The sequence below is a fragment of the Chloroflexus islandicus genome (assembly GCF_001650695.1).
GTDB lineage: Bacteria > Chloroflexota > Chloroflexia > Chloroflexales > Chloroflexaceae > Chloroflexus > Chloroflexus islandicus.
Map to the genome: position 1 here is coordinate 1 of NZ_LWQS01000083.1, position 24,014 is coordinate 24,014.

The 24,014-nt window shown below is 61.5% G+C and carries 16 protein-coding genes; 11 read left to right on the forward strand and 5 right to left on the reverse strand.

Annotated features, from left to right (window positions below; all coding sequences use genetic code 11):
- The first annotated feature begins 319 nt into the window (after nt 1-319).
- On the forward strand, nt 320-1,180 hold the full coding sequence (gene fdhD / locus A6A03_RS16485; RefSeq protein WP_066790478.1) for a formate dehydrogenase accessory sulfurtransferase FdhD: 861 nt from the start codon (nt 320-322) through the stop codon (nt 1,178-1,180).
- A 13-nt stretch (nt 1,181-1,193) separates the two neighbouring features.
- Here the strand turns inward: fdhD and A6A03_RS16490 are convergent, their stop codons facing one another.
- Nucleotides 1,194-2,012, reverse strand: coding sequence for a hypothetical protein (locus A6A03_RS16490; protein ID WP_172812325.1), 819 nt, complete (start codon nt 2,010-2,012; stop codon nt 1,194-1,196).
- 244 nt (nt 2,013-2,256) lie between these two features.
- Nucleotides 2,257-3,768: a (Fe-S)-binding protein gene (locus tag A6A03_RS16495; RefSeq protein ID WP_245669033.1), complete on the reverse strand. Its 1,512-nt coding sequence runs from the start codon at nt 3,766-3,768 to the stop codon at nt 2,257-2,259.
- A 44-nt stretch (nt 3,769-3,812) separates the two neighbouring features.
- Here A6A03_RS16495 and A6A03_RS20460 point away from each other — a divergent pair, with 44 nt between their 5' ends.
- Nucleotides 3,813-4,094, forward strand: a complete 282-nt coding sequence (locus A6A03_RS20460; protein ID WP_156525370.1) for a hypothetical protein — start codon at nt 3,813-3,815, stop codon at nt 4,092-4,094.
- 128 nt (nt 4,095-4,222) lie between these two features.
- Here A6A03_RS20460 and A6A03_RS16500 read toward each other — a convergent pair whose 3' ends face one another.
- The gene (locus A6A03_RS16500; RefSeq protein ID WP_066790486.1) at nt 4,223-5,065 is read right to left on the reverse strand and encodes an HTD2 family dehydratase; all 843 of its coding nucleotides are present in this window, start codon (nt 5,063-5,065) and stop codon (nt 4,223-4,225) included.
- Nucleotides 5,066-5,428: 363 nt separating this feature from the next.
- On the opposite strand from A6A03_RS16500, the gene A6A03_RS16505 reads away from it, so the two are divergent.
- The 5 genes from A6A03_RS16505 to A6A03_RS16525 all read left to right on the forward strand — a co-directional run bounded on the left by A6A03_RS16505 (nt 5,429) and on the right by A6A03_RS16525 (nt 12,017).
- The gene (locus A6A03_RS16505) at nt 5,429-6,787 is read left to right on the forward strand and encodes a CaiB/BaiF CoA transferase family protein (RefSeq protein WP_076798270.1); all 1,359 of its coding nucleotides are present in this window, start codon (nt 5,429-5,431) and stop codon (nt 6,785-6,787) included.
- Nucleotides 6,788-6,840: 53 nt separating this feature from the next.
- Entirely contained in the window at nt 6,841-8,058 is a 1,218-nt protein-coding gene (locus A6A03_RS16510) for a CaiB/BaiF CoA transferase family protein (protein ID WP_066790489.1), read from the forward strand.
- Between the two features lie 156 nt (nt 8,059-8,214).
- On the forward strand, nt 8,215-9,444 hold the full coding sequence (locus tag A6A03_RS16515; protein WP_066790490.1) for a 2-methylfumaryl-CoA isomerase: 1,230 nt from the start codon (nt 8,215-8,217) through the stop codon (nt 9,442-9,444).
- A 140-nt stretch (nt 9,445-9,584) separates the two neighbouring features.
- Complete coding sequence (locus A6A03_RS16520; RefSeq protein ID WP_066790491.1) at nt 9,585-10,637, forward strand: HpcH/HpaI aldolase/citrate lyase family protein; 1,053 nt, start codon at nt 9,585-9,587, stop codon at nt 10,635-10,637.
- 315 nt (nt 10,638-10,952) lie between these two features.
- Complete coding sequence (locus A6A03_RS16525; protein ID WP_066790492.1) at nt 10,953-12,017, forward strand: MaoC family dehydratase; 1,065 nt, start codon at nt 10,953-10,955, stop codon at nt 12,015-12,017.
- A 447-nt stretch (nt 12,018-12,464) separates the two neighbouring features.
- Here A6A03_RS16525 and A6A03_RS16530 read toward each other — a convergent pair whose 3' ends face one another.
- Complete coding sequence (locus A6A03_RS16530) at nt 12,465-13,979, reverse strand: DUF4129 domain-containing protein (RefSeq protein WP_066790494.1); 1,515 nt, start codon at nt 13,977-13,979, stop codon at nt 12,465-12,467.
- Nucleotides 13,980-14,174: 195 nt separating this feature from the next.
- Here A6A03_RS16530 and A6A03_RS16535 point away from each other — a divergent pair, with 195 nt between their 5' ends.
- Together A6A03_RS16535 and A6A03_RS16540 are read left to right on the forward strand one after the other, a co-directional pair.
- Entirely contained in the window at nt 14,175-17,147 is a 2,973-nt protein-coding gene (locus A6A03_RS16535) for a transglycosylase domain-containing protein (RefSeq protein WP_066790496.1), read from the forward strand.
- 175 nt (nt 17,148-17,322) lie between these two features.
- A complete protein-coding gene (locus A6A03_RS16540) occupies nt 17,323-18,666 on the forward strand; it encodes a dihydrolipoyl dehydrogenase family protein (protein ID WP_066790497.1) in 1,344 nt (447 codons plus the stop codon).
- Between the two features lie 117 nt (nt 18,667-18,783).
- Here the strand turns inward: A6A03_RS16540 and A6A03_RS16545 are convergent, their stop codons facing one another.
- On the reverse strand, nt 18,784-20,064 hold the full coding sequence (locus A6A03_RS16545) for a hypothetical protein (RefSeq protein WP_066790498.1): 1,281 nt from the start codon (nt 20,062-20,064) through the stop codon (nt 18,784-18,786).
- Nucleotides 20,065-21,002: 938 nt separating this feature from the next.
- On the opposite strand from A6A03_RS16545, the gene A6A03_RS16550 reads away from it, so the two are divergent.
- Nucleotides 21,003-22,601 (forward strand): amidohydrolase, encoded by a 1,599-nt coding sequence (locus A6A03_RS16550; RefSeq protein ID WP_066790499.1) that lies wholly within the window; start codon nt 21,003-21,005, stop codon nt 22,599-22,601.
- Nucleotides 22,602-22,681: 80 nt separating this feature from the next.
- Nucleotides 22,682-23,899, forward strand: coding sequence for an MFS transporter (locus tag A6A03_RS16555; protein ID WP_066790500.1), 1,218 nt, complete (start codon nt 22,682-22,684; stop codon nt 23,897-23,899).
- Nucleotides 23,900-24,014 lie beyond the last annotated feature (115 nt).

The window sequence follows — 24,014 nt, forward strand, 5'->3', positions numbered from 1 at the left end:
GGAGTGCGGCAGTGTGACTGCCGCAGTCCAAAGCAAGCGCGCAGCCTATTGAGCTGGCTGGAGGAATAGCCACGAAGCGACGCAAAAAACACAAACATTTTTGTGGCTTTTGTGTCTTTTTGTGGCTATTCCCGGTTATGGACTGCGGCAGTGTGACTGCCGCAGTCCAAAGCAAGCGCGCAGCCTATTGAGCTGGCTGGAGGAATAGCCACGAAGAGACGCAAAAAACACAAAACCCATATTTTTGTGGCTTTTGTGTCTTTTTGTGGCTATTCCCGGTTACGGCAGGTACAGACTATCCACCGGAGACCAATAACAAATGATCAATCGCGCAACCATCCACCGGCGTACCGTGGTCAAGATTCGCGATGGGCGCTGGCGGCACGAAAAAGATGCCATTGTGGTCGAAGAGCCGCTTGAAATCCGGCTGGCCTTGCCCGGCACTGCGCGCGCGATCGCACTCGCGACGCTGATGCGCACGCCGGGAGCCGATGTTGAACTGGCCGCCGGCTTTCTCTTCAGCGAAGGTCTGATCCGCGATCGCTACGACATTAGCACCATCCGCTACTGCGTTGAGGCCGAACTCGACGATGAGGCGCGGTTCAATACCCTCATCGTCACGCCCCGGCCCGATCTCGACCTCGACCTAGAGCAGGCCCGCCGGCTGTTTTTCGTCTCGTCGTCGTGCGGGGTATGCGGCAAGGCCTCACTCGAAGCGTTGCGCCTGCGCGGTTGTACGCCGCTGGCCGATGATCCGCCGGTGCGGATCGCATGCGCAGCCTTAGCCGGATTGAATGATGCACTCCACCAAGCGCAAGACCTCTTTGCCCGCACTGGCGGTTTGCACGCCGCCGGTCTGTTCGCTGCCGATGGCCGGCTGTTGGCGTTGCACGAAGACATTGGCCGCCACAATGCGGTTGATAAACTGATCGGCGCGCATCTGCTCAATGGCCAGCTTGATCGTTTGTGCCAATCGGTGTTGCTGGTCAGTGGGCGGGCTAGTTTCGAGATCATGCAAAAGGCGCTGATGGCACGCATTCCGGTGGTGGCCGCCGTCGGCGCGCCGTCGGCGCTGGCAGTGACCTTAGCCCAGCATTTCAACATGACCCTGATCGGCTTCCTGCGCGGCGCCTCGTGCAATATCTACGCCGGGGCCGAACGGGTCATGGCCCCGGCGTAACGTTGCCGCACGTTTACGCAATCGTGCGCGCCATCCGCCGCCGCACCGCGTAGAAGATGGCGAGGAAGTTGTAGGCCATGTGGAACAGGTAGGTGAAGGGCAACAGCACGAACAGGGCCAAGCCGAGCAGGGCGTGGAAGTAGACGATGCCGGGCACAATGTGCAAACGGGCCAGCAGCTCCGTCCAGATAATGCAGAAGATAATCGTGCGGATCACAACCCGATCCCACGGTAAGCGACCCGGTGTGCGGATCCCTTTGGCAGCGTGATCGATGTCACCCACCACGGCGCCGCTCCACTTGCGCAGCAGTGCGAACATCAGGTGCAGATTGCCGGCCACGGCAAAGGCCACCGCCACCCACGTAATGCCGATGAAGTAGGGGGCGAAGCTGCCAAACAGGAAGTGGGCCTGTAGCGCCTCGCCATTGCCGAAGATGAGGGCGAGCAGATTAGCCGGCGAGTAGTTGTAGCTCACCTCGGCATGAGCGGCCACGTCGGGCACTGGCCGGCCAAACAGGATATTGGCGAAGACGATCAGGGCCGAGATGCTGTAGCCGATCACCTCGGTAATAATTGCCACGTGGTAGAGCAAATAGCCGCGCCCCCACGTCGGGTTTGATCGCTTGTAAAAATGCTTGAAGGGGCCGAAGAGCACCGCGTTCAGCGCCTCAAAGAACCCCAACCGGCGCGGCGGTGACACAAAGGTTGGCGACACGCCGTGCGGATGACGTTTCGTAATCAGCGCCATGGCAAACCGGCCCAACCGCAACCCCACTCCCACCACAAAGATCGCCACCGCCACCGGCGCGATTGCATTCAATAGTTCAATCATCACACACCTCCTCAGCGGATGGTAGGTATTGGTTTATCCACACTTCCTTGGCGCGCAGGCCGCAGGCCCGCTATCGTGTTCCGGTATATACCCGTTGGTAGGCGGTACCCAATCCTCACTTTGCTTACACCCTCCCCCAGCCGGGGAGGGTTGGGGTGGGGGCAAAGACCACCCTGCTTCGAGCAAGGGAGGGTTGGGGTAGGGGCAAAGACCACCCCTCCCGCCCCCAACGATCGCATCTGCCCTACCGGCAGCACTCTGGATCGAGCGCCATCTCACGCAGCGCGCGCAACTGCTCGTAGACCTGCGGATGATCTTTGCTGAACCGCTTGACGATATCGTCCTTCTCCAGCCAATCGAGCAGAGCCGGGAAGTCGGGTTGCTGCATCATCGTCGCCATCTGGCCCTCGAGGCTGTGGGCAATAAAGAACTCGCGGTCGCGGTTGCGCAATTCAGCCGGCACCCGCATCAGATCGAGTTCACCCCGCTTGGCCAGCGCCGGTTCCATCGCCGCATAGACCACCTCGAACAGCACCAGCGCCATGCGCTCGCCGGTCGGGGAGAGGTTGTAGGTCTGGCAGGTGTCTTCCAACGACAACGTGCAGACCACGCACGGCGAGGTGACATACTCGGCGCCGGTGGCGCGGATCTGGTTCGCTTTCAGCACCGAAATCTTACGGCGCAGGTTGGTGTTCTCAGGCAAGCGCATTCCGCCGGCCCCGCCGTTGCAGCAGTAGTTATGCTCGCGGTTAGGAGTCATCTCGATGAAGTTATCGGTCACAAGGGTCAGCAGCTCGCGGAAGAGATCGCCCAACCCCGACAAGCGCGTGGCGTAGCAGGGATCGTGCAGCGTCACCTTCAGATCGGTCTTCTCGATCGGCAAGCGGCCCTGTCGGATCAGGTCGAGCATCAACGAATCGACGCTGATGATCGGATAGCGGAACGGGCGGCCCAGCGTCTCGGTCGCTTCGGCGTACAATGTGCGCGTATCGCAACCGCACTCCACCAGCAAGATCGCCTTCACGCCCAAGCGATCGGCTTCATCTTCCCAATCCAGCAACATTTGCTTCGACAGGTTGTGGTGAACGGCAATATGATCGATTTCAGTACCGGTGTCAATCACATAGGGCGAAATCGTATAACTTACACCGGCAGCATTGAGGATTTTGATCAATTTGATGCCATAATCGGGAATTTTGGTATTGCCGGCAGCCGGACAGACAAAGAGCATCTCGGCGCCATGCACATTGACCGGCACTTCAAGGCCCTCGCTGCGCAAGAAGAGACCAACCCGGCCCAGCACCTGCGCGGCAGTGAGGCCAAAGCTGTGGCGGTAGCGATCGGTATTTTCGACGATCGAGCGAATGGTCGGATTCGCGTTGCTCAACCCCGAATCGGAGTAGGCGGCGCGGGCCAGTCGCACCATGCGGCGAATGCTGAGGCCCGACGGGCAGGCCAGTGTGCAGCGACCGCAAGCGGTGCAAGCCCAGAAATACTGCATATTCTCTTTCAGGTCTGCCACCGTCGGCGTCGGCACCAGCCCCAGCGCGCCGCCAATCCGGCCTTCAATCGTCAAGTACCGCTGATAAATCTGGCGGATGAAACCAGTCTTGTGAGTGGGATGCAGCTTCTCGTCGCCGGTGACGAGGTACCAAGCACACGCCTCACCGCACATCTTGCAGTCCATGCACGCTTCAAAGTTGACCACATCTTCGGCGGTGATGTTCTTACGCAACGAGTCCACGAACAGTTGCATTTCTGCTTCCACGGGCCGGTCTCCTTTCTAGCATTGGTTGCGTTATGAACGACTACTCACAATCTCCCCGCACGCACCACAACGCTGGCGCCGGCGCACCCGCGCAGCGTATGCAACGCACGCTGTCCGCAGATGCGGGTTACAGCCACTGGCCGCTCAATCCATCGAGCGTGAAGCCGGTCAATATATCTGTGTCTCAAGCGGGGAGAACTCGCACTTCAAATGTAGCAAAGCAAGGGTTGAAAGTGGGTGAAGATATTACCACGGAGAATTGTAATATGATCTATTCGATATTAATTGTGCTTTTTGTCGCAGAAAATGTGTGAACGTGCTCACAATTTATGCGGGTTTGATGCGCGAATCAGCAAAACAAAACAAACGAATGGTAGCTACCATTCGTTTGTTTAGTGGGTTCTAGCTTTTGAAGCGGCGCCGCCGGGCGGCTTTACGAGGGTTAGTCGCTCCCTAACTCGGCGCTGGCGCTCAGCGCGGTGGCGCCGTCAGGCCCCTGCGCTTCCAGCTCGACCCGGTTGTCGCCGAAGCGGGCCACCAGCCGGAAGGGGGCGAGATCGAAGATCGGCGCTTGGCTGCGGAAGCTAAAGCCGGTGATTGGGCGAGTGGTGTTGTGGCGGGCCAGCTCCATCAACAACACCGCGACCAGTGGGCCATGCACGACCAAGCCGGGGTATCCCTCTTCCTGTTGGGCGTAGGGCCGGTCGTAGTGGATGCGGTGCGCGTTGAAGGTCAGCGCCGAGAAGCGGAACAATAGCCGGGTGTCGGGGGTCACGGTGCGGGTGATCGCATCAGATACCGGTGGCAGCTCAACCGGTACCGGCGCCGGCACTGGCGCACCCGGTTCGCGGTAGACGATATCTTGCTCTTCTTCGATACAAAGCATCTCATTTTGGAAGATCTGGTAGCCGACCGTAACAAACGCCAACGGCCCGGTGCGCCCGCTCTTTTGGGTAATGTTACGGATAATCCCCTCGCGGCGGGCCGGCTGGCCGATCAGTAACGGGTGGTGAAAGCGGATGCGTGCGCCGGCAAACATGCGGCGAGGGTAAGGGATGGGCGGAATAAAGCCGCCGCGCTGCGGATGGCCGTCAATGCCGAGTTTTGACTGTGGTGCGCGCGGCAAGAAGTAAAACCAGTGCCAGAGCGGGGGCAGCGCCGCGCTTGCGGTGGGTGATGACAATGGTTCGAGCGTGGCCGCCGCAGCCAATGCTTGCGCTAAGCAGATGTCATCCTCAACCACCTCGGTTCGCCCGATCCACGCCGTCCAGTCTTCGCTGCTCATGGCCGAATCGCCTCCTTTTGCTGGTATGCGCTGTTGCTGGATGTTGGAATAGACACATTGTACCCCATGCCATGCGCGACGCTGGCGTGAGGCGTGCGGATTGCGTTTCTCGTTCACACCGGAACATATATAACCTTACGTTATCAATTTGATATAAGCGTTTACTTATATCAACTCATAGTTAAAAGTTGGAAACTGGTAATTGCGGAATAGTATTCCTTGTGCTATGTTACAAACACGCGCATCACCCGAGCAGAGAAACTAAACACACCTAACTGCATGCGGCCATGGCGGCCTTAGCGGGCTCTGGTGGCGATTTTGTGTTGCTGCCTATTTTCAGCATGGCGAGGAGGAGTACAGACGATGGCCAAAGGGGTACGCTCGACGAAGACCACCAATCAGACCACCGATGCGCCGGAGACCGGCGAGACGCCGCCAGCGCCATCAGTGGCGGCTGCGGAGGCCGAACAGGAGGCCGAACCCGCAATTCCTCACCCCACCGCCGAGCGCACCGGCGAGCGTGACCGTTTGCCGCTCAGTGGGATCCGCGTGATCGATGTCGGCAACTTTCTGGCCGGCCCGTATGCGGCTTCGATTTTGGGTGAGTTTGGCGCTGAGGTGTTGAAGATCGAACACCCGATCGGCGGCGATCCGATGCGGCGGTTTGGCACGCCGACCACGCGCCACGATGCGACGCTGGCATGGTTGAGCGAGGCGCGGAACCGGAAGTCGGTGACGATCGACTTGCGCCAGCCGGAAGGCGTGAATCTGTTTCTGAAGTTGGTGGCGAAGTCGGATATCCTGATCGAGAATTTTCGTCCCGGTACGATGGAAGAGTGGGGCTTGTCGTGGCCCACGTTGCGCGAGGTGAATCCCGGCTTGATTATGCTGCGGGTATCAGGCTACGGCCAGACCGGCCCCTACCGCCGCCGTTCCGGCTTTGCCCACATTGCGCATGCCTTTAGCGGTCTGTCGTATCTGGCCGGCTTCCCCGGTGAAACGCCGGTGCTGCCCGGCACTGCGCCACTCGGCGACTATATCGCCAGTCTGTTTGGCGCCATCGGTGTCCTGATCGCGCTCCGCCACAAAGAGAAGACCGGTCGCGGCCAGTTGATCGATGTCGGGATTTACGAAGCGGTGTTTCGCATTCTCGATGAGATTGCCCCGGCCTACGGCTTGTTCGGCCAAATCCGCGAGCGCGAAGGGGCCGGCAGCTTTGTAGCAGTGCCCCATGGCCATTTCCGCACCAAAGATGGCAAATGGGTGGCGATTGCCTGCACCACCGACAAGATGTTCGAGCGGCTGGCCGAAGCGATGGAACGGCCTGAATTGGCTTCGCCCGAATTGTACGGCAACCAACGCAAGCGCTTAGCGGCGCGCGATGTTGTCAACCAGATCACGATTGATTGGGTTGGTTCACTGACCCGCGATGAGGTGATGCGCCGTTGTTTGGAAAAAGAGGTGCCGGTTGGCCCGCTCAATAGCATCGCCGATATGTTCAACGATGAGCACTTCCGTGCGCGCGGCAATCTGGCTCGTGTCGAAGCGGAAGGGGTTGGCGAGGTGGTGGTGCCGAACGTGATTCCAACCCTCTCGGCGACGCCGGGCCGCATTACCAACCTCGGCCCGCCCTTGGGCAACGCGACCTATGAGGTGTTGCGCGAGCTGCTCGATATTTCCGCCGAGGAGATCAAGCAATTGCGCAATCGCAAGATTATTTGACGCAACGACGCATACTTCGTTGGGGGGCGTTTCTTCACTACGAGGTGGATACAATGGCTGAGACGAATTCGACCCTGCCATTGGCCGGCATTCGGGTCATTGATGCGGCAACCGTGATTGCCGCGCCTTTCTGCGCCACCCTGTTGGGTGAATTTGGCGCCGATGTGCTCAAAGTCGAGCATCCGATCGGCGGTGATGCGCTGCGCCGCTTTGGTACGCCGACGTCGCGTGGCGATACGCTGACGTGGCTGAGCGAGTCGCGCAATAAGCGTTCGGTGACGATTAACCTTCAGCATCCTGAAGGCGCTAAACTCTTTAAAGACTTGATCGCCGAGACCGATGTGCTGTGCGAGAATTTTCGCACTGGTACGCTCGAAAAGTGGGGGTTGGGTTGGGATGTGCTCAGCAAGATCAACCCGCGCTTGATTATGCTGCGGGTGACCGGCTACGGCCAGACTGGCCCCTATAGTGACCGGCCCGGTTTTGCCCGCATTGCTCACGCCGTCGGCGGTATTGCCTATCTGGCCGGTATGCCGAAGGGAACGCCGGTGACGCCGGGTTCGACCACGCTCGCCGATTATATGACTGGGTTGTACGGCTGTATTGGCGTGTTGCTGGCACTGCGCCACCGCGAGCAGACCGGGTGCGGCCAGTATATCGATGCGGCGCTCTACGAGTCGGTCTTCCGCTGTAGCGATGAGTTGGTGCCGGCCTACGGCATGTACGGCAAAGTCCGCGAACGCCACGGCTCGCACCACAATGAGTTTGCATGCCCCCACGGCCACTTTCAGACCAAAGATGGCAAGTGGGTGGCGATTTCGTGCGCGACCGATAAGCTCTTTGCTCGCCTTGCCAACGCCATGGGCCGCCCCGAATTGGCGTCGTCGAGCGTGTATGGCGATCAGAAGGTGCGCTTGGCCCACGCCAGCGATGTCAACGAGATTGTCCGCGACTGGTGCAGCTCGCTGACCCGCGCCGAGGTGTTGCAACGCTGTTACGCGACTGCGACCCCCGCCGCGCCGCTCAACGATATTGCTGATTTCTTCGGCGACCGCCACGTCCATGCCCGGCGGAATCTGGTGGCAGTCGATGAGCCGAGTATCGGCGAGACGCTGATTATGCCGAATGTGGTGCCGAAGTTGTCGGAAACCCCCGGCAGCATTCGCTCGCTTGGCCCCAAACTTGGCGAGCATACCGATGAGGTGTTGCGCGAGTGGTTGGGGATGGATGACGCTCAGATCGGTGAATTGCGCTCGAAGCGGGTGATTTAGCAGACGGCGTAGCGGCGCTGATGCTGATCGGTCTGCCCACAACATGCTCTCATCGCGCTGCTCCCAGCCTCCCCCAGCGGGGGAGGCTCCCTCCACCAAGGAGTTGGCGCCAGACCACAGCATAAGCCCTGCGTGATCTCACACGAGGCAACCACAATGAACGGCATTCTTAGTGGCATGCGCGTGGTCGAAGGCTCGGCCTTCGTCGCCGCGCCGCTCGGCGGGATGACGTTGGCCCAGTTGGGGGCCGATGTCATCCGGTTCGATCCAATTGGCGGCGGTCTTGACTATAAACGCTGGCCGGTGACGCTTGATGGCAAGCATAGCTTGTTTTGGACTGGTTTGAATAAGGGCAAACGCTCGATCGCGGTTGATATCCGCCATCCGCGCGGCCAAGAGCTGCTCACCCAACTGATTTGCGCGCCGGGTGAGAACGCTGGCCTGTTTATCACCAACTTCCCGGCCCGCGGCTGGCTGAGCTATGAGGCGCTCAAGCGCCATCGCGACGATCTGATTATGGTCAATCTGCTTGGCCGGCGCGACGGCGGCTCTGAGGTTGATTACACCGTCAACCCCCAGCTCGGCTTGCCGTTTATGACCGGCCCCTTCAGTTCGCCCGAAGTCGTGAACCACGTGTTGCCGGCGTGGGACATCATCACCGGCCAGATGATCGCGCTCGGCCTGCTCGCCGCCGAGCGCCACCGCCGCTTGACCGGTGAGGGCCAGTTGGTCAAGCTGGCGCTGAAAGATGTCGGGTTGGCGATGATCGGCCATCTGGGCATGATTGCCGAGGTGATGGTTAACGATACCGACCGGCCCAAGCAGGGGAATTATCTCTATGGCGCGTTTGGCCGTGATTTCGAGACCCTCGACGGCAAGCGGGTGATGGTCGTCGGTCTGACCGATTTGCAGTGGAAGGCGTTGGGGAAGGCGACTGGCTTAGCCGATGCCTTCACCGCGCTCGGCCAGCGCCTCGGTCTCAATATGGACGACGAAGGAGACCGGTTCCGCGCCCGCCGCGAGATTGCGGCCCTGCTCGAACCGTGGTTCCATGCCCGCACCTTCGCCGAGGTGCAACGGGTCTTCGAGCAGCATCGGGTGACGTGGGGGCCGTACCGCACGGTGCGCGAAGCGATTGCCCAAGACCCCGATTGTTCAACCGACAACCCAATGTTCGCGATGGTCGAGCAACCCGGCATTGGTTCGTACCTCATGGCCGGTTCGCCGCTCGATTTCAGCCAAATGCCCCGCGTGCCGGTGCAACCGGCGCCGCGGCTTGGCGAACACACCGACGAGATTTTGCTTGAGGTGCTGGGTCTGAGCGAAGGTGAAGTAGGCCGGTTGCACGATGAAGGTATTGTTGCTGGGCCGGAGGCGTTGGAGTAACGCCACGATGGGTTTGCCCAGCGCCGCGCAGGTGCGGCGCGAGTGTGATCACAGGCTAGCGCTGCTCGCGCCGCTATCGGCTTAGCGTATCTCTGCGTCTTAGCGCCTTTGCGTTAAACAGCTATTGCAAGGAGGATATGATGCACAAGCTCGCACGCAATTTTTACCAGCCGCTCGCCATCGGCGCGCCCCAGCCGATGCGCGAACTGCCGGTGCGGCCCGAACGGGTGGTTCACTTCTTCCCGCCCCACATCGAAAAGATCCGTGCGCGCATTCCCGAAGTCGCCAAGCAGGTTGACGTGCTGTGCGGCAATCTCGAAGATGCCATTCCGGTTGATGCCAAAGAAGCGGCGCGGGCCGGCTTTATCGAAGTCGCGCGTAACACCGACTTTGGCGATACCGCGCTCTGGGTGCGGGTCAATGCGCTCAATAGCCCATGGGTGCTCGACGACATCGCCGAGATTGTCGCCCACGCCGGCAATAAGCTCGATGTGATTATGATACCCAAGGTCGAAGGGCCGTGGGATATTCACTTCGTCGATCAATATCTGGCGTTGCTCGAAGCCAAGCATCAGATCCAGAAGCCGATCCTCATCCACGCTCTGCTCGAAACCGCGCAGGGGGTGGTCAATCTCGAAGCGATCGCCGGGGCCAGTCCGCGCATGCATGGCTTCAGCCTTGGCCCGGCTGACCTCGCCGCCTCGCGCGGGATGAAGACCACCCGCGTCGGCGGCGGCCATCCGTTCTACGGCGTGCTGGCCGACCCGCAAGAGGGCCAAACCGAACGCGCCTTCTTCCAGCAAGACCTCTGGCACTACACGATTGCCCGCATGGTGGATGTGGCCGTCTCGCACGGGTTGCGCGCCTTCTACGGCCCCTTCGGCGATCTCAAAGACGAAGCCGCCTGCGAAGCCCAATTTCGCAACGCCTTCTTGCTCGGCTGCACCGGAGCGTGGTCGCTCGCGCCCAACCAAATCCCGATCGCCAAGCGCGTCTTTAGCCCGGATGTGAACGAAGTACTCTTCGCCAAGCGCATTCTCGACGCGATGCCCGACGGTTCCGGCGTGGCGATGATCGACGGCAAGATGCAAGACGACGCGACGTGGAAGCAGGCTAAGGTGATCGTTGACCTTGCCCGCATGATCGCCAAGAAAGACCCCGAACTCGCCAAAGCCTACGGGTTTGAATCATAACGGCGGTGCGCCCCCGTTTGGCGGGACGCATAGCCGTGCGTCCCCCCCCTTGTGGTTGAGGAGCGAACAAAACGTTTGGTCGCACACAACCGTTGATCGCAGTGCGATGCCTCACCGCTTCGCTGTACGCTCCCCTCTCCCGCGCCAGTGGGAAAGGGGCTGGGGGTGAGGGCCGTCAGCCCGCGCAGCGGGATTCGTGACCCTAGCCCGGCCCTTCAGGGCCGGGTTCCGGATCAAACGTTCTATCCGCCCTTGAACCTCTTGTAGCAGGTGACGGTTTGGGTGATCCGGTTCGCGTCTGCAAGGAGCATATCAATGATCAATAAAACCAATCCCGGCAACTTCTTCGAGGATTTTCGGCTTGGCCAAGAGATCGTTCACGCCACGCCGCGCACCGTAACCGAAGGTGATGTGGCGCTGTATACCTCGCTCTACGGCGCGCGCTTCGCTCTCACCTCGGCGACCCCGTTCGCCCAAACGGTTGGCCTCGAACGAGCGCCGATCGATAGCATGCTCGTCTTCCATATCGTTTTCGGCAAGACCGTGCCCGACATTTCGCTCAACGCCATCGCCAATCTCGGCTATGCCGGCGGACGGTTTGGCGCGGTGGTGTATCCCGGCGACACCCTCTCGACCACCTCCAAGGTGATCGGTCTGCGCCAAAACAAAGACGGCAAAACCGGCGTGGTCTACGTCCATTCGGTTGGCGTCAACCAGCGCAACGAGATGGTGCTGGAATACATGCGCTGGGTGATGGTGCGCAAGCGTAATCTCGACGCGCCGGCTCCCGAACCGGTGGTGCCCCAATTGCCTGACTCGGTGCCGGTGACCGACCTCGCCGTACCGTACCACATCCAACCCGGCCAGTACGATCTGGCCCGCGCCGGCAGCCCCTATCTGTGGGAGGATTACGAGGTTGGCGAGAAGATCGATCACATCGACGGTGTAACGATCGAAGAAGCCGAGCACATGCAGGCCACCCGCCTCTACCAGAACACGGCCCGCGTCCACTTCAACCTCCACGTCGAGCGGGAAGGCCGCTTTGGCCGGCGGATCGTCTATGGCGGGCACATCATCAGCATCGCCCGTTCGCTCTCGTTCAACGGCTTGGCTAACGCGCTCAGCATCGCGGCGATTAACGGCGGTCGCCACACCAACCCCAGCTTTGCCGGCGATACCATTTACGCTTGGTCAGAGATTCTCGATAAGATGGAGATACCGGGGCGCAATGACATCGGCGCGCTGCGGGTGCGCACCGTCGCTGCCAAAGATCGGCCCTGCCACGACTTCCCCTACCGTGACGCCGAGGGTAATTACGATCCGGCGGTGGTGCTCGATTTCGATTACACGGTGTTGATGCCGCGGCGGTCGGCAGCATAGGCAAAGGTGCAGAGAACGCTAAGGATGTAAACGCAAAGGCGCAGAGAACGCAAAGATCGCTAAGTATATTGTATGGGGTTAGTGAGTAATGCGAGATCGTCCCTGACCGTTCTCATCGCGACGATTCCAAAAAACCTTTGCGCCCTCTGCGCCCTTTGCGCCTTTGCGTTATTTATCCTCTGCGCCTTTGCCCCCTTTGCGCCTTTGCGTTATCCATCCTCTGCGCAGAGAACGCAAAGGGTTCAACCGCAAAGGCGCAGAGAACGCAAAGGGTTCAACCGCAAAGGCGCAGAGAACGCAAAGATCGCTAAGGATGGTATGGGGTTCGTTAGCAAAGCGAGATCGCCCCTGACCGTTCTCATCGCGACCATCCCCAAAAACCTTAGCGCCCTCTGCGATCTTTGCGTCTTTGCGTTATCCATCCTTAGCGCCCTTTGCGTCTTTGCGTTATTTATCCTCTGCGCCTTTGCCCCCTCTGCGCCTTTTCGTTAATGTTCGCCGGAACTGGCGTAGCAGTATGCCCACCTGCCGCCGTTCCGCCTGATCCGACGCGCGGCCAGCGTAGGCGGCGCGGTGGTAAGCGGCGGTCAGGGCATGCAACGCATCGTCAGCCTCACCCAACTGTTGCGCTGTGCGATCGGCAAACTCAGCCGGGGTTTGCGGCGGACGGCGCGGGTAGCCATGGGCCGCAGCGTAGCGCAGAGCCGCGTGGTACGAAACGATGGCGGCATCGCGCGGCGCAGGCTGCGAACGAGACTCTCGCAACCGCTGCGTGGCTACAGGCTGCCGCCATCGCCAGAAACGCCGTTTCCGCAACTGTGTGCGCACCTGTGCCCACCAATCCGGCGCCTGCTCCCACACCTGCCTGATCCACGCCTGCCGGCGCATAATCGTCCAGAAGGCCAGCCCGGTCAAGATCGCGATACAGATCCAAAAGATAATGCCGGGCCACAGCGGCGGTTCGCTTGGCGCTGGCGGCGGCATCATAGGCGGAGCGATTGGCGTTGCTGGCGCGACGGTCGAATTCATCAGCGAGGTCAGCAACATCAGCAGGAGCAATGGCAAGAGGGCGACCAGACTGAGCAACCCAATGAAGAGCAGCGAGAGGATCATCGCAATCAGCAACACGATCCCTCCCAGCAAGAAGAGACCCTCACGCCATGCTTCCGGCACGAGCGGCGCCATTTGGGCCGGCAGCGCCAGCGCCAACAGCGTAACCAACCCGATCGTCGCGATGCTCAGCCAATGCCAGCGCCGGTTGACCTCAGGTGCAATCTCGGCCTCATCGCTCTGCCAATCGGCCAGCAACGCGCGCCGCTGGGCCAGCGCAATCAACCACAACCCGCCGGCAAGGTAGAGCGCCATCCACAGCACGGTGGTGGGAGTTTGCTCGCTCTGCCGGCCCAGCACCACCAGCATCGCCAACCCGCCCCAGCCGGCCCCGCGGCTAATGGCTGCGACGGCGGCGCGCCGGCGGGCCGTTGTGTCGCTGCGGTAGAAGAGCAAATCCAAGCTCTGCAATGGCGTCTTGAGCGGTGGATTCGGCGTTAGCGCTGCGATCGCCGCGATCCCGCTGCGGCTAAGCACGGCGACGGCCAGCAGCGCCAGCAGGCAAAACAGAAATGGCGCATCGAACGCGGCCAGCGGATCGGTGAGCCATGCACTCATCGCAGCCAAGCCGCGCGCACCTTGGCCTGCTGTCGCCACGATGCGTGCCAGCGCCACCAAGCCAAACACCTCGGCGGTGAGATAACGCACCGCCCCACCCTGCGTCTCGTGCAAGCCAGCCACCATCCGGCTGCGCAACGCCACCGCCTCAAGCCCGACCAGCACGCTCGCCCCGCCTAGCCAGAGCGACTGCCAGCCAGTGCGCCCGGCAACCGCATCGCTGATCACGGTCAGCGGCAGCGTGATCAAGCAGGTGATCAAGATGGCCGGGCCAACGAGGGAAGATTGGGGCATAGTGTTGTTTGTTGACATAATTAACTGCCGTGAAGCGACAGGATGGCGTCTCGCTCATCACTATTGTATCTGATCCAGTTCTCATCTGCCCATCAGGATGCGCCGTACCAGAGCATGCTATACTACCCGCGACGCTCGCATGAGCGTTCTTGGGGTATGTCTTGCGTTCGGCGCGGGTGCGCGCCAAGGATAGCTATGATTCGTTCGCGTCGTTGGTATCTGCATGGCCGCAACGGTCGCAATGGCCGCAATGGCCGCCGCCACGTGCCGCCGCGCTTGTTGCGGGGCCGTCCGGCGCCGCGCCCGGTGGTGGGCCGCTTGGTGCTCAATGCCTTGTTAGCCGTGCTCGGCCTGATCGCGGTCGTGTTGATCGGGTTGGCCGGCTTTGCCTACAATGCCTATATGCAGGTCGCCGAGAGCCTGAAGCCGCGCTTGGCCCTGCTCGATAACCGCGAGCTGTTTGAGAACTCGCGCATCTTCGATCGCAACGGCGAATTGCTCTACGAGTTTTTCGATGCCGGCAAGCGCACCAAGGTCGCGATCGACGAGATTAGCCCGCTCTTGATCCAAGCCACCATCGCGATCGAAGATAAAACCTTTTACACCAATCCCGGCATTGACTTGGCCGGCATTATCCGCACCTTAGTTGACAGCTTGCGTGCTGGCGAAGAGACCGGCGGCGCTTCGACGATTACCCAGCAGGTGATTAAGAATAGCGTGCTGACGCCGGAAGAACGGCTGCCTGAGCGTCGTTACGAGCGCAAGCTGAAAGAGATTATTCTGGCCCAAGAGCTGGATCGGATCTATTCAAAGGATCAGATTCTCGAACTCTACCTGAACGAAAACTTTTACGGCAATCTGGCTTACGGCATTCAGGCGGCCAGCGAGGTCTATTTTGGCGTCAGCGCCGCCGAACTTGATCTCAATCAGGCGTCGTTGCTGGCTGGTCTGCCGCAATTGCCGTCAGTTTACAACCCGATCAACTACCTTGAACGCGACGAGCAAGGCGGATATCTGCCGCCGGTCTTTGTTGGCGACGATTGGCTTGATCCGGCTGTGCGCTTGCCCGCCGGCACGCCGTTGCCGCGTGCCCGCCAAGCGGCGGTGCTGCGCCGGATGGTGGAAGACGGCTACATCACTGAGGCGCAGGCGCGGCGCGCCTTAGCGACGCCACTGCGGTTCGCGCCGCAAGAGGCCCCGCTCAACGCGCCGCACTTTGTCTTCTATGTGCGTGATCTGCTCTTGCAGCGCTACGGCGCGCAGATTGTCTATGGCGGCGGCTTGCGCATCACCACGACCCTCGATCTGCAATTGCAACGCATGGCCCAAGCCACCGCCTTCGAGCGCATCGCCGAGCTTGAGTCGCGCAATATCCATAATGCGGCGGTGGTGATCATGCAGCCGAATACCGGCCAGATTCTGGCCATGGTCGGCAGCATTGACTACAACGCGGTGAAACCGACCAAGACCCCCGGCGAGTCAGGCAATGTGCTCGATGGGCAGGTCAATGTCGCGACCCGCGAACGGCAACCCGGTTCGGCGTTGAAACCGTTTACCTATCTGGCGGCGATGGAACAAGGGATGACGCCGGAGTCGGTGTTGTGGGATGTACCGACCCAATTCCCAACCGGCACCGGCGGCTGGTACGCGCCGCAGAATTACAACGGCCAATGGAATGGGCCGGTGCGGATTCGCACCTCGCTGGCCAATTCGCTCAATATGCCGGCAGTAAAGGCGCTGAAGTTCGCTGGAATCGACTATACCCTCGGCTTGCTGGAACGGGTTGGCATTCGCACTGGTCTCAAGCGCGGCGCTGGCTTCTACGGCCTGTCGCTCACGCTTGGCGGCGGCGAAGTCTCGCCGCTTGAGCTGACCACGGCCTACAATACGCTGGCCAGCGGCGGCAAATACTTCGCCCCAGTCGCCATCCTCGAAATTACCGACTCGCAAGGCCGCACCCTCGAACGCTTCACCCAAACCCCCGGCGAAGAGGTGGTTGATCCGGCGTTGGTGGCGATCATTTCCGATATGCTGAGCGATGATCGCGCCCGCCAAGCGATCTGGGGCCTCAATAGCCCGCTGCGCCTCAGCCTGCCCGCTGCGGTCAAGACCGGCACCACCAACGACTGGCGCGATGCGTGGGCGGCTGGGTATACGCCGTTTGTGACGGTTGGCGTGTGGACGGGCAACAACAACAATGAGCCGACGGCGCGGGTCGAGAGTCTGACCGGCGGCGGTATCATCTGGCGCAACGTGATGGAGAACATCTTCCGTCTGATTCGCGAAGATGAGCGTTACCGCGAACTGTTTGCTGCGCCCTTTCCCGATGGCGAAATCCCGACGAACTTTACCTTGCCGGAAAATGTCGTCCGCCGCCCGATCTGTGAATTGCCCGGCCCGTTCGGCGGCTACCGCGAAGAGCTGTTTACCGAAGATATGCTGAAGCGGTTGGCAGAAGCAGCCGCGGCAACGCCAACCCCAACCGCCAACCCAACCGGCCTGCTGCCGGTCGAGGGTATCTGTTCCGCGTACGATCGCGTGACGGTGGTGCGCATTCCCACCCCTGAAGAATGGACGAGCACCGGCGAGTTACGGCCTAACCCGCCGCCAGCACCGCCGACCGATCCCAAAGCGCCGCCGTTGCCGCAAGACCTGAGCGCGCTCAGCGATGGGGCGTATTGCCGTCCGGCGCCCGAGGCGAGTTATCCGCCGGAGCTGGTGCGCACAATTTATCTGTGGAAGTTGCCGCCGCCCGATCCCGACGAGAAGGTTGAATACAAGTGGCGGGGCGGCGATGCCACCGTGCAGCTCAAATACGAAGACATCCCCGAATGCACTGCCGAGATGTTCAAACCGCCGGTGCCGGTGCCGCCGGTTGAAGGGGCGATCTTGATGCCCGATCTGCGCCGGTTGGGCGAAAATCAGGCCAAAGAGGTCTTGGCATTACTGGGTATTGATCCGAGCCGGATCTATGTCGATTATCAAGGGCCGGATCGGGCCGGCGAGGATTATTTCCGGTACGGGCCGTATGTGGTGCTCAGTTCGCTGCCGGCGGCGGGTGAATGGATCTTGCCTGACACGATCATCGTGCTCGGCATTCGCGCGCCTGATCCCGAACCGGCGCCGCAACCGGCCCCTGAACCGCCGCCACCGGCGCCGGATTCGTAATACAAGGTACGAGGCCATACCGTAGAGACGCACGGCCGTGCGTCTCTACATGGTTCGATACAATATGGTGTATTATTGCGCCATCCCATCCACGGATTGTAACCCGCCATCAATTCTTTGCATCTTCTTTCACAGATATACGTTATCGGATCGCAGGTGATGATGGGGAAGACGTATGAAACAGATTGTTGTGATCGGCGGCGGGCCGGCGGGGGTTGAGGCTGCCGTCGCTGCTGCCCAAGGCAACACCCAGGTGACATTGATCAGCGAAGGCCCGCTCGGTGGACGCACCGGTTGGGATAGTTTGCTGCCGAGCAAGGTATGGTTGCACGCTGCCGAAGTGGCTGGCGTCGCGGCGCATGCGGCGGCGGAAGGCGTGCAGCTCGGCGCGGTGCAGGTTGAGCCGGCAGCCGTGCTGGGCCGGATCAAAGCGGTGGCGCAACGGTGGAGCGAGCGCGAAGCGCAACGGCTGCAAGCTGCTGGCGTGAACGTGATCAATGGCGTGGCTGCCTTTAGCGGCCCGCATGAACTGGTGGTGCGCAACGGTGAGAACCAGCAGGTGTTAGCTGCCGATGCCGTGATTATTGCCACCGGTTCGGTGCCGCGCTTCCCGCCTACGATGAAGCCGGACGGCCAGCGCATTATCGCCCCTCGCTTTGCCAGCACCCTCAGCACGCTGCCGCCTGATATGATCGTTATCGGCGGCGGGCCGACCGGCAGCGAGTTTGCCTCCCTCTTTAGCCGGTTGGGTGTCAAAGTGACGTGGATCGTTGGCGCTCCCGGCGTGTTGCCGATGTTTGATCCGGCTGCCGGCCAAGCCTTGGCGGCGGCAATGGCAGCGCAGGGTGTGACCATCCATCAAGTTGATGTCGAGCGGGCCGAGCGCACTGAAGCTGGGGTGGCTGTTACCACGACTGATGGAGTAACGCACACCGCAGCGATGGCCTTCCTCGCTATTGGCCGGGTGCCCGATCTCAGCCGGCTCAATCTTGCGGCTGCCGGCTTGCAGGTGGGCGAGAACGGGCAACTGGCGATCGACAACTATGGCCGCACCGAAGCCGGGCATATCTTTGCCGTCGGTGATGCTGCTGGCGGGCCGATGCTGGCCAACCGCGCGCTGGCGCAGGCGTGGATCGCCGGACGGACAGCGGCGGAGCTGCCGGCGCCGGGGTATTGCCCCCATACCGTCGTTAGCGCCGTGTATACCGTGCCTGAAATTGCGCAAGTGGGGATTGTTTCTGGCGGAGAGGGTGAGTTGCAGCGGGTGCGGGCTTCGTATACCGCTTCACTGAAGGCTTACCTCGGTGACGAGACCGAAGGGTGGGTTGAGTTGGTCTTCGATGCCGCCAATCGCCAGATTCGGGGAGGGATCGCCGTGGGTGCGCACGCCGCCGATCTGCTGGCCCCGGTGGCGCTAGCCATTCAGAGCGGCGCGACGATCGCTGATCTAGCCGCCATCTTCGCCGCCTACCCGACGCTGAGCGAGGCGGTCTTTGCGGCGGCGCGCGCGGTGCAGTAGCAATTGCGGTGAATAGGACACGGATTGGGCAGTGCGCATCCGTGTCCTAGTTATTTAGGGAATAGGACACCGATAGACACGGGTGGCGCGATCCGTGCGCATCCGTGTCCTATGTTCTCATGGTTGCGTATGCAATGCCTGCGGGTTTCCCTCTAACCGCCGCACGGCCCGCATCAGCAGCGACAACAACACCAAGATGCCCAATACCCCATACTCGAGAATTGGAATCCGCAGGATATCAGGCAACTTATGCCATTGGCGGCGCGCGCCGTAGTAGCTCAGCACAGTCGCGGCATACGCGCCGCCGATCGTCCAGCGCGCCCGTTCCGGCAAGTTGAGGCCGTGCATCTGGTTGACCACAAACATCATCAAGAAGCTAAAGGTAAACATCGCCGCCAACCCGCTGCGTTTGTAGAGGGTCGAAACAACCGCGTGCGGCAAAGCCAACATCTCGAGCGCCAGTGTCCAGCGCGGATCGCGGTGGGCATTGGTGTAGATGAGCGCCGATTGGACGAAGATCAATAGCGTGTGGAACAGGCCAGTATAGTGCAGCGGTTTCGGGTCGATCGGGTGATACCAGAAATTATACGTCGAGGCCCACGAGAAGATATAGCCGTGGAAGCGGCGGGCAAAGCGCACGAGTTCAGCGGGAGGCATCACCTTACGGCTGCCGAAGAAGAGACCGCGGCGCGGCGCTTCGAGGGCCAAAGCCAGCATCAGGATGAATGATACCGAACCGAGCGCACTGCCTTCGGGCACATCACGGGCCAACCCGTCATACGTATAGCGCGATTGCAGGTAGTGCAGCGCCACCCCGCCGGCATTCACCGCCAGCGCCAACCAATTGAGGCGGCGCATATCACTGGTATAGCGCAGGCGTTGGCGCTGGCCGGCGTAGATACAACCCCAGATTGCCAACTGATGGGCGAGATAGCCGCTCCACGCCAACCAGCGCTGGGCCGGGTGCGGCTCGGCAGCGATCCAGCGGTAATCGCCGTGCTTACCGCTGTACTCGATATACTGTTCCGGCGCGCGGCCCACCAACGCGGCCACGCCAACCGCACCGGCGCAAGCTGCCGCCGCTGGCACCAGCAGATCGTGCGCGTTTGGCGGCGCCGGCGCATCTTCGCTCTCGCCTTCCACCCACGCCACATACCGTTGCAGTGCCCAACCGGCCAGCGCAGCGCCAGCCGCTGCCGCTAACCCGCTCGCCACCGCTCGCCACGGGTGGCGGCGCGGATCGGCGGCTAACCCAGCGCATGCCGCACCTGCCGCGCTCACCAACGCTAACCCAATCCCGGGGCGCTGCCCGCGCGCTACATCCAGCCAGTACATCGCCGCCATCGGGTTAAAGAGGGCTGCGCCTGCCAACGCATAATTCGAGCGCGGATGGGTCATAGCCGGCCTCCTCTGGTAGCCGCAAAGCGGTAGAGTGGTTGTTGATAGTCTGGACACGAGCAGGTGACGATATGTGCAAAATCCTGACATATCATACCACGCTTGCCAGTGTGTGCGAATGTTGAACGCTCAACAGTTAAGGATGTTTTCCATTTCGTAAATATTTGACTACTCAGATTTGACAGAATAGCGCCGGGCGAGTAGGATTTCATCGTCATTATGTGTCTAGACAAGGATTTAGACGTATTGTTCACACACAGGGATGACTCTCGTTCAAGCAGGAGATTGCTTCGCCGCGCGGGGCAATGCAACGCATTGCCCCTACGCGGCTCGCAATGACACGACTCCCGCTGTCATTGCGAGGGGGCGCAGCCCCCGAAGCAATCTCCTGCTTGCGCGGTACAACGACGGACAGCGCGCGTGAGCGGAGATGTGGTTGAAGGCGTTGCAAAGCGTTGGTGTACCCTCACCCCCGGCCCCCTCCCCCACCTGACGGCGGGTGTGGGGGAGCCGCGTGGTTGGCGCGCAAGGCATAGCGGGGGCGGAAAGCAGCAGCGTCTCTCTCCTGCACCAGCGGGAGAGGGGTTGGGGGTGAGGGTGGGCGGAGGGAGATAGGGAGGAGGGAAAAGGCAGGAGGAACGATACGTCCGCTCTTCCTCCTCCCCGTCCCACAAAACCTTTGCGATCTTCGCGTCCTCTGCGCCTTTGCGTTAAGAATCTCTGCGCCTTTGCTCGCTTTGCGTCTCTGCGTTGATGCCCCCACCCCGTGCCCCTCCCCCAGCGGGGGAGGGGTGATGAGGAGCGCAGCGTTGGGCTTTGCGGCATTGCCCAGCGATCAACGGGTTGTGATCGACTACAATGTTCTGTCTGTTCCTTAAGCGGCATGAGTGGAGGGTTGGTTCTCATTACTCTTCATTTGATCTAATGAAAGGTTTGCGATGACCACAATCGTGTTACATAACGGCCCGATCTATATCCTCGATCCGGCCCAACCGGTGGCTCAAGCATTGGCTATTCGCGGCGAGCGGATCTTGGCGGTGGGTGATGAAGCGACGGTACGGGCCGCTGCCGGCAATCGCATTGAGGTGATCGATCTGCGCGGGCGGGCCGTGATACCCGGCCTGACCGATGCGCACGTCCATATTGTGCTGCACGGCCTTGCCCGCCAGCAGGTGCGCCTGACCGGCTGCGCTGATTTCATGGCTGCGCTCGACCAGATCGCGGCTGCGGCGCAACGCTTGCCGCCGGGGGCATGGTTGCGGGGCAACGGCTGGGATCATACGCTGTGGGGCGGGCGCTGGCCGAGCCGGGCCGATCTCGACCGGGTGTGCCCGGATCGGCCAGCAATGCTTTCGCGCAAAGACGGCCATTCGCTGTGGGTCAATAGCCGCGCGCTCGAGTTGGCCGGAATTACCGCTGCCACTCCCGATCCCGATGGGGGCCAGATTCAACGTGATGAACATGGCGAGCCAACCGGCATCTTGTTCGAGACAGCCATGGAGTTGGTGCGCGCAATTGTGCCGCCTCCCACCCGCGCCGAGCGCCTCGCCGCACTGCGGTTGGCAATCAACGAGGCGTTGAGTTATGGCTTGACCAGCTTGCACGTGCCGCCAGCGACTAATCCGGCTGACGGCCCCGATACGCTGATCGATCTGCAAGCGCTACGGGCTGACGGTGATCTAACCATCCGCGTGCTGGCGCATATCGCCGGTGCGCACCTCGATCACGCCATCGGTTTGGGCTTGCGCAGCGGCTTGGGTGATGATTGGCTGCGGATCGGCGGTCTCAAGCTGTTTGCCGATGGTTCGCTCGGCTCTGAGAGCGCCCACATGCTGGCGCCGTATGAAGGGCGTGATCATACCGGCATCGCCGTTATTCCACCTGCCGAGATGAAAGAGATTGTGACCCGCGCCAATGCGCACGGGATTAGCGTGGTGGTGCATGCCATCGGCGACGCCGCCAATCGCAGCGTGCTCGATGCGATTGCCGCTGCTCGCCCTACTGCGATCCATCTGGCCCTGCCCAACCGGATCGAACATGCCCAAATCCTCGATCCGCACGACATCCCGCGTTTTGCCGAACTTGGCGTGATTGCCTCGATGCAGCCGATTCATTGCACCGCCGATATGGCGGTAGCCGATCGGCTATGGGGAAAGCGTTGCGCCACCAGCTACGCATGGCGCAGCTTGCTTGACGCTGGGGCTACGCTGGCGTTTGGTTCCGATGCGCCGGTCGAGACGCTCGATCCGTGGGCAGGGATTCACGCCGCCGTAACCCGCCAAACGACCGATGGCGCGCCGGCTGGCGGGTGGTATCCTGAACAACGACTGGCGCTTAGCGAAGCATTGGCAGCGTATTGCACCGGCCCGGCGGCGGCGGAAGCCGCAACTGATCGCAAGGGTCGCTTGTCACCCGGCATGCTGGCCGATCTGGCCGTATTGAACGGCGATCCCTTCCAGATACCGGCAGAGCGCTTGCATACCCTGCGCGCCGAGTTGACGATGGTCGGGGGGAAGATCATGTTTGAGCGGCGTTAGCTGCTCTTAAGCTGCGCGGGGCAGCGCGACGCGCTGCCATCCTGAAAAAGAACGATACACAAGGGAAAGGATGAGCCGGCATGCTGCGGAATCGGGTCTTTACGGCGGTGGTTGGCGGCCATTTTATGGTTGATGTGCTCAATAGCGTGGGCGCAGTGCTGCTGGCAGTGTTGGCCGGGCCGTTGGGCCTCAGCAACCAGCAAATCGGCTTGGCGCTGACCGTCTATACCCTGCTCGGCGCGCTCTCGCAGCCGTTGTTTGGCTGGATCGCCGACCGCCTGCCCGGTCGCACGCTGCAACTCGCGGCGCTGGGGGTAGTCTGGATGGCGCTCTGCTATACCGGGGTGGCCTTGGCGCCGAACTGGACGGTGCTCTTGCCTTGTTTTCTACTCGCTGCGCTCGGGAGCGGTCTCTTTCACCCGATCGGCACTGCCAGCGCCGCGGCTGCCGTGCCCGACAAACCGGCCAGCGCTACGGCTATCTTTTTCTTTGGCGGGCAAGCCGGGTTAGCGGTCGGGCCGATTCTCGCCGGGATCGTGCTGGCGGCAGCCGGCACGCCGGGAATCGTGCCGGTGGCGCTGGCAGCGATTGTGCCGGCGGGGGTGCTGCTCCTTGCCCAGCAAACGGCCCGCAGCCGGCGGACTGCCCGCGCTGCCGCACCCGCGGCGCCGCAAGTCTGGACGGCGCTGGCAATTGCAGTCTTGCTCGCCTTTGTGGCGCTAGTGGTAGTGCGCTCGTCGATTCAGGCGGTGTACCAGTCGTTCCTGCCCAAACTCTTTAGCGATCGCGGTTGGGAGCCAACCGTGTACGGGGCATTGGCCGGCACCTTTATGGCGACGGCGGCGGTCGGCAATGTGCTCAATGGCTGGATGGCCGACCGGTTTGGCATGCGCGCTGCGACTGTCTGGCCATTGATCCTCAGCGTGCCGGCTGGCTTGGCCTGTTTTCTGGCCACGCCGCTGTGGGCCATCTTCATCGCCTGTGGGTTGGCCGGCATGTTGGTCGGTGGTCAGCATAGCATTCTGGTCGTCCATGCCCAGCGTATCTTGCCGGTCAAGCAGGGTCTCGCTTCCGGCCTCATCCTTGGCTTCACCTTCGCCACCGGTGCAATCGGCACGTGGCTGAGCGGCATCCTCGCCGACGCGGTCGGTCTTGAGACGGTGATGATCGGGGTGACACTGCTCGGCTTGCCGGCGGCAGCATTGGCGCTGACCCTGCCCGGTCGCGCGCGTCCGGCGGCTGCACCGGCAGCCGCGCCCACTCCAGCAGCGGCTCCAGCGCCGGCGCAGGGGGATTAGGCAAGACTCGCCTTTGCGTTGACACCCCCACCCCCGGCCCCTCCCCCGCTGGGGGAGGGGATCTGTGCCCCCACCCCCGGCCCCTCCCCCGCTGGGGGAGGGGAGGGTGGAGTTT